Annotated in this window: 7 protein-coding genes and 1 pseudogene; 1 reads left to right on the plus strand and 7 read right to left on the minus strand. The window is 57.7% G+C overall.

Going from position 1 to position 6,612, the window contains the following annotated elements; all coding sequences use genetic code 11:
• Nucleotides 1–17 precede the first annotated feature (17 nt).
• From SDD30_RS07410 to SDD30_RS07420, 3 genes are all read right to left on the minus strand, one after another.
• Complete coding sequence (locus tag SDD30_RS07410; protein ID WP_434074286.1) at nt 18–713, minus strand: HlyD family secretion protein; 696 nt, start codon at nt 711–713, stop codon at nt 18–20.
• 116 nt (nt 714–829) lie between these two features.
• Nucleotides 830–2,455, minus strand: a complete 1,626-nt coding sequence (locus SDD30_RS07415; RefSeq protein WP_434074297.1) for a DHA2 family efflux MFS transporter permease subunit — start codon at nt 2,453–2,455, stop codon at nt 830–832.
• Entirely contained in the window at nt 2,445–2,888 is a 444-nt protein-coding gene (locus tag SDD30_RS07420) for a MarR family winged helix-turn-helix transcriptional regulator (RefSeq protein ID WP_434074287.1), read from the minus strand. The genes SDD30_RS07415 and SDD30_RS07420 overlap by 11 nt, the downstream gene beginning before the upstream one ends.
• Before the next feature lie 230 nt (nt 2,889–3,118).
• Here SDD30_RS07420 and SDD30_RS07425 point away from each other — a divergent pair, with 230 nt between their 5' ends.
• A complete protein-coding gene (locus SDD30_RS07425) occupies nt 3,119–4,561 on the plus strand; it encodes an ATP-binding protein (protein ID WP_434074288.1) in 1,443 nt (480 codons plus the stop codon).
• A 113-nt stretch (nt 4,562–4,674) separates the two neighbouring features.
• Here the strand turns inward: SDD30_RS07425 and SDD30_RS07430 are convergent, their stop codons facing one another.
• The 4 genes and pseudogenes from SDD30_RS07430 to SDD30_RS07445 all read right to left on the minus strand — a co-directional run bounded on the left by SDD30_RS07430 (nt 4,675) and on the right by SDD30_RS07445 (nt 6,490).
• Nucleotides 4,675–5,088, minus strand: coding sequence for a putative toxin-antitoxin system toxin component, PIN family (locus SDD30_RS07430; protein WP_434074289.1), 414 nt, complete (start codon nt 5,086–5,088; stop codon nt 4,675–4,677).
• On the minus strand, nt 5,085–5,363 hold the full coding sequence (locus SDD30_RS07435; protein ID WP_434074290.1) for a type II toxin-antitoxin system Phd/YefM family antitoxin: 279 nt from the start codon (nt 5,361–5,363) through the stop codon (nt 5,085–5,087). Before SDD30_RS07435 ends, SDD30_RS07430 begins: the two co-directional genes overlap by 4 nt.
• Before the next feature lie 298 nt (nt 5,364–5,661).
• A pseudogene (gene tnpC / locus SDD30_RS07440) lies at nt 5,662–6,273 on the minus strand (IS66 family transposase); the annotation flags it as partial.
• A 37-nt stretch (nt 6,274–6,310) separates the two neighbouring features.
• Nucleotides 6,311–6,490 (minus strand): hypothetical protein, encoded by a 180-nt coding sequence (locus tag SDD30_RS07445; protein ID WP_494517267.1) that lies wholly within the window; start codon nt 6,488–6,490, stop codon nt 6,311–6,313.
• Nucleotides 6,491–6,612: the final 122 nt, after the last annotated feature.

The raw sequence follows: 6,612 nt of genomic DNA on the forward strand, positions 1-6,612 counted from the left end.
TCCCCTCCGAAATGGCTTTACTTAATATGAATCCGCACCGTGGCGTTCATCCCCGGCATCAACTTGGCATCGCCGGCGTTTAAGAGCTGGATCTTCACCGGTATGACCTGGGTCACCTTGGTATAATTACCGCCGGTGTTCTGGGCCGGCAGCAGGGAAAAGACCGAGGTCGTCGCCCGGCCGATATTGGCCACCCGGCCGCTGAAGTTCCGGCCCGGGAAGGCATCAATACTAACATCCACCACCTGGCCGGCCCTGACCTTTTCAATAACCGTCTCTTTAATATTGGCGCTAATATACAGGTGGCCCGTGTCGGCGATGATGGCCAGGGGCATCCCCGGGGCGGCCATCTCCCCCACCAAAGCCTTGGACTGGATCACCTGGCCGTCGATGGGGGCTTTGATCTCCGCCTTCTGGGCCATGACCCCGGCCGCCGCCCCCAGGGCCTGGGGATTGACGGCGCTGGAGGTCAGGGAAGCGGCCAGGTCCTGGCGGCCCAGGACCTGGCCGGCTTTGACGTTATCCCCTTCCTGGACCTGCCAGGAAAGCAGTTTGCCGGGGATCTCCGGGCTGACCGTCACCGTATCGGCCGCCACCCGGGCGTCGTCGGTGCTGGCAAAATTAACTCCCTGGTAATGGTAATAATAGGCGATGCCCGCCACGCCAGCCACGGCTAACAAAAGTACCAGCGTGATGACCAATCGTCTTTTCATTGTTTCTACTCCTCCCTGCTCGTGTCGTTCACGCGCGGCTGACCGCGCCTGCCGGGCAAGGTTGCCCTAAAAAACAGCTCCCGGCAACATAAAATCCTCCTGGCCGCACTTTGCCGTCACTCGCCGCCGAAGGTGCCCCTGGCGGCTCCCGAACCTTTTTGCAGGAAAAAGGCCGGCAGCAGACCTACCAGGATAATCAGGGCGGCGACGATAAAAACGTCGTCAATAGCCCGGACAAAAGCCGTCCTGGCGATAATCCCCTGCAGGTAGGCGAGCGCCACAGCCCTGGCCTGGTCTCCCGCCGACCCGACCCCCAACAGCAGGCCGGCCTGGTGAAAAAACTCGCTCGCTGCCGGGCCGGCCGCCGTGATCCCGTCGGCCAGGTGGGTGGCGTGCATGGCGCTGCGGTTGTTGAGGACGGTCGTCAGGACGGCAATGCCGAAGGAGGCGGATACCCGGTTGATGATGTTGGTAATGGCCGACGCGCGCCCTACCAGTTCGGTAGGAACGACTGCCAGGGCAGCCGTTTGGGCCGGCATCATGGCCAGGGACATGCCAAGTCCGCGCAGGATCATCCACAGGTAAAGGGTGCTGGTCGGCGTAACAACATCTATATGATGGAAAATATAAGTAGTCCAGCCCAGCCAGAGCATGCCGGCCACCGCCAGCGGCCGCGGCCCCAGCCGGTCGTAAAGCCAGCCGGTCAGGGGCATCATCAGCCCGGAGGCCAATGCCCCCGGCATGGTAATCAGCCCCGTCTCCATAGCCCCCAGGCCCCGGGCAACCTGGAGGAAAAAGGAGATATAAAAAACTCCGGCAAAAAGCCCGATGGAGGTGACGACGACGATGACGTTCCCCAGGGCAAAGGTGGTATAGCGAAAAACGCGCAAGTCCAAGAGGGGGTTTTCCTGGGTCAGCTCCAGGTAGACAAACAGGCCCAGGGAAACCGCGCTGGTGTAAAAAAGCAGCACGATTGGTTCAGAAGACCAGCCCCAGTCGCCGCCCTTGCTCAAGGCCAGCAGCAGGCAGAAAAGCCCCACGGCGGCCGTCACGGCGCCGCCGGTGTCCAGGCGGCCGGCCTCACGGCGTTCAAAGGCCGGCAGGTAAAACCAGGAAAGGATAACCCCCAGGACCCCCACCGGCAGGTTGATAGTGAAAATCCAGCGCCAGTCCACGTACTCCACCAGGTAACCTCCCAAGGTAGGGCCGATGGCCGGGGCGACAATCATAGCCATGCCGAAAAAGCCCATAGCGCTGCCCTGTTTTTCCCGGGGCACCAGGCGGTAAATGATGGCCATGGTGGTAGGCATAATCATCCCCCCGCCCAGGGCCTGGATCACCCGCGCCGCGATCATGGAATCGACGTTCCAACTGATGGTGCACAAAAGCGAGCCCAGGGTAAAAACGCCCAATGACAGGAGATAAAGCAGCTTAAAGCCCAAGCGGTCGCCCAGCCAGCCGCTTAAGGGCACCACCACCCCCAGGGCCAGCATGTAAATAGTGACCACCCACTCGATGGTGGCGGTATCGGTGTTGAAAACGCGCATCATGGTCGGCAGCGCCACGTTGACGATGCTGGAATCCAGGATGGCCATAAAGGCGCCGATGAGGGCTACCAGGACCGGCACGGTCCAGGAAACCTGACCGCTCCCGCCGTTGGGCGGCTGGGTGGGTGCTGTCGGGCTTTTATCCCCGGCAGAGCAGGGCTGTCTCGCCCCGGTGTCCCCCCGGTTAACGCCCATGACCTTCACCCTCTTCCCCCTCCAGGTAATCCTGAAGCAGCTTCAGGTCGGCCAGCAGGCGCTCCCGGCAGCCACCGGGCAAGGCGTTGAAAAGGCCCCGCAATTCATTCTCCACCGCGACGGTCAAACGGACGATAAATTCCTGTAAAGCCGGCGTGCCCCGTACCAGGACACTGCGGCGGTCGTCCGGGTCCGGCACCCGCTCCAGGAGGCCCCGGGCCACCAGTCGATCAAAGATGCCGGTGAAGGTGCTGGGGGGAATGCCGATATCCCCGGCCAGCTCCGTGGCCCGCAAAGCCCCCCGTCTATTCACCTTCCAGAGGACGTGCATTTCCGTAGCCGAAAGCCCCTCGGCCTGGAAGAGGGGCGCCAGATGCCGCACCAGCCGCCGGTGGACGCGGCTTAACAGCTCTAACAACTGCAATTCCTGCACTCGTGTCACCTGCTTTACCCTTCGGTCAACGGCTTATTTGGGACCGGATAATTCGGATTCGAAATAACAACAGTTAAAATAATAACACCCGCCGGGGTATCTGTCAATATTCATTAACGGCGCAGTCAAGCAATATTGATCTTAATGCCCCCTTGTTTTTCAGCGCCGGATGTAGTCTAATATTTAACAATAGCAACATACCTACACATAATCCGGGAGGCTTTGGAGCAATGATTGATCCCGCCGTCTTCGCCCAAATATACTGCCAAAATACCAGCCTGCTCATTTACCGCGATCTAGCCGCCGACCCGGTGGTAGCCGCCTTCCTCGAAGTCTGCCGGCTTTTAGGTTCTCCGGAACCAGGCAGGCAGGAACTGGACGCCGCCTGCCGGCGCTTCTTCAGCCTGCTGGCGGCGGCGACTGAGCTCAGCCGGGAGCCCCTCACCGGCGACCCCTGGCAGAACTACCTCCTCGACTGCCTTATCGCCGCAGAAAACACCTTTACCCTGAAGGCCGAACAGCGAGGGGCCGGTACCATGGGCGCCGCCCTGCAGGCAGCCGTCCGCCAGGACCTGACTTCCCTGCAAGCCCTGGCCGGGCTGGCCCCGGCTGCCTATCAAGCCGCCCGCGCCGCCCTGGAACAACTCGGAGATACCTCCGGGAGGGCTGCCGGCACCATCCCCGACTGGACCCGGTTCCAACCCCTCGACCCCGATCTTCTCCCCACGCCCCTCAGCCAGGAATTAAAAGACGAAACCGGTGCTGTCCCGGGGTCGACAAAGAACGCCCTCCAGCCGGCGGCCGCCGCCCGCCGCCAGGTAAAGGAGCAGTTCCTGGCCACCGCCGACTGGGGTCAGGAGGGCCTGGAGTTCCTAGCGGCATACTACCGCACCTATGGTGCCGGCCTTTACGGTACTTACCGGGCCTTCCGCTGGGAACACGGCCCCCAGGGCGGCCGGTTGGCCGGCATAGCCGATCCCGACCCCATCACCCTGGCAGACCTGATCGGCTACGAAGACGCGCGCAGCCAGGTTGTCCACAATACCGAGAGGTTCCTGCGCGGCCTGCCGGCCGTCAACGTCCTCCTTTACGGCGCCCGGGGCACGGGCAAATCCTCGACGGTCAAGGCCCTGCTGAACGCTTACGGCGACCGGGGCCTGCGCCTCATCGAACTGCCCAAACGGTACTTAAGCGACTACCAGGAGATTTTAAAAACCCTTACCCCCCGGCCGCAGAAATTCATCATTTTCATCGACGACCTCTCCTTTGAAGAGGACGAGGTGGAGTATAAGGAGCTGAAGGGTTTGCTGGAGGGCAGCCTCCAGGTGCGGCCGGCCAACGTCCTGGTCTACGCCACCTCCAACCGCCGCCACCTGGTGAAGGAGTCCTTCGCCGACCGCACCTTTAACCCCGCCGGGGGCGAGGTGCGCCTCCAGGATACCGTCCAGGAGAAGCTCTCCCTGGCGGAGCGCTTCGGCCTCACCGTCATCTTCCCCAGCCCCGACCAGGAGGAATACCTGACCATCGTCCGCGAACTCGCCCGTAAGGCGGGCCTGGAAATGGAGGCCGCCGAACTGCGCCGCCGCGCCCTGCAGTGGGCCCTCTACCAGAACGGAGCCTCCGGCCGCACCGCCAGGCAGTTCGTCGACTACCTGCTGGGGGAGGAGAATTAGCTTGCTACGCGGATCGAGCATCCCGGAGCTGCAAAATAACGCAACTACAGCTACAGAGCGACTTCCCTGGCGGCGCCCCCATCACTCCCGCCCCTGATTAAAGCCTGGAAGGATTAAATATTCCACATCTTACACGCCGCTTCGGCCCTTAGAATACTTATCCCCTCATGAACTTGGAGATCTAGTAAATGCTCGTCTCCGGAAATAACGGCATCGGCTTTAGCCGCAATAGCACAGGCCAGGACTTTATTATCATCAGGGTCTCTGGCTATAACACATGGTTCGAAATTAGGGATGACTATATGCTCTGATGTAGATAACCAGGTAAGGATAACCGGCAGGTCGGGATGCCCGGCAATAACGCTAAGTTTTGGCCGGGCTAGCACTTCACTCAATTCATCCAGCAAGGCAGGACTGATATAAAATTTTAACTTGCCGTGCAGGCAGGCTTCTAAAAGCCTATGGGGTGGACCCTTCCAGCCGATGGCTGATACCAAAACGTTAGTATCAAAAACAATCTTTTTCACCGGGAACGTACCTCATGGATTGCCGCCTCGATAACATCCTGTTCCAGGTTCTCTTTTTTGACCGCTTCCTGGATATTTTGTAAGGCCTGAATTACTGTTTGTTTAGCATTGGCTGCTGATATATTTTGTAGTTGCTTATATTCTTCGTAGCTCAACAAGACCGCTTTTTCTTTAGCTTTATGAATTATAATCACCGGTTCCCTATTTTGCGCCACCTTGGTAACCAGCCTGCCTAATTTTCGCCTTGCCTCTTCAACGCCAAGGATTTCTTCCATAAGCTTCACCTCTAGTTTAATCTTAAGGTTAAAATAAGTAGTTGTCAAGGAGTAATTAGCTCAATTATAATAAGACCCTTTTTAGTAACATGTTCACCTGTATCCTGTTAAGCAATAATGAACCCTTACCCGAAAAAACCTATGCTTCTCCCCAATAAAAAAGGATTATTCCGGTCTTATTTACCGGGATAACCCCTGTTTCCTTTACTGGAGCTCTCTGGCAATGTTATTTTGGATAATAGCACTGTAATCGTAAAATAAACCCCACCTTGCAACTTAGGTGAGGGCTCAAATTAACTTAATTATTAACCCGGCAAAATTGAGGCAAAGAAGTGGACCACGGTAGCAGCTCATCCAAGGCATTTTTATCGCCAGTATCCAGATTGGGAAGTCTTTCAAAGAGATAACCTAGGTACTGGAGGGGGTTCAACCCGTTTTCCTTGGCTGTCTCTATGATGCTGTAGGTGATGGCGCTGGCTTTAGCACCCCGCGGCGTATTGGCAAACAACCAGTTCTTACGGCCAATGACGAAGGGCTTGATGGAGCGTTCGCTGCGGTTATTATCGAGCTCCAAACGCCCGTCTTGCAAAAAGGCGCTAAGTTTATCCCACTGGCCCAGGCAGTAGTTAATCGCCTGGCCGAAGGCGCTTTTGGGCAGCACCTGGGCTTTCTGTTTTTTAAGCCAAGCCAAAAAGGTGTCCAGCAGGGGTTTGCTGCGCACCTGGCGAAGTTGATATCGTTCCTCCGGGGTTTTATCTTTCAAGTCGCGCTCGATGGCAAAGAGCTGGTTACAGAACTCCAGCCCTTCCCGGGCAGCTACAGCTGCGGTCCGTTTCGCCTCCGGCAGGGCTTTGAGGGCTTCGTCGAACTTGCGCCTGGCGTGGGCCCAACAGCCGACCAGGGTGACATTGGCGCGAAAAATACCTGAGGCTTATCTTATAGGGTTTTTATTTGGCATTACCCTGGCCCTGGCCAGTGGCCGTGCTGCTGCCGCTGCTACCGGAGGCTGCCCATGGCTTTTCAAAGGCCAATTTCATATAAGCATGCTGGCGGATAAGACTATCTAAATTAAGTTGGGCCTGGGATACGGCCATTTCGGCAGCCACTATATCAGCCTTGGTCGCCATTCCGGCATCAAATTTTACTTTAGCAACTCTAAGATTCTCCTGCGCTCACTAGCGTTGCATAAAGAAAATATCAGCTTGTCAAGGGTTATTGCGCCCTAAAATCGGCTAAATTCCTGAAATAA

Source organism: Moorella naiadis (nom. illeg.), from assembly GCF_051020825.1.
Classification (GTDB): Bacteria; Bacillota; DSM-521; order Neomoorellales; family Neomoorellaceae; genus Neomoorella; species Neomoorella naiadis.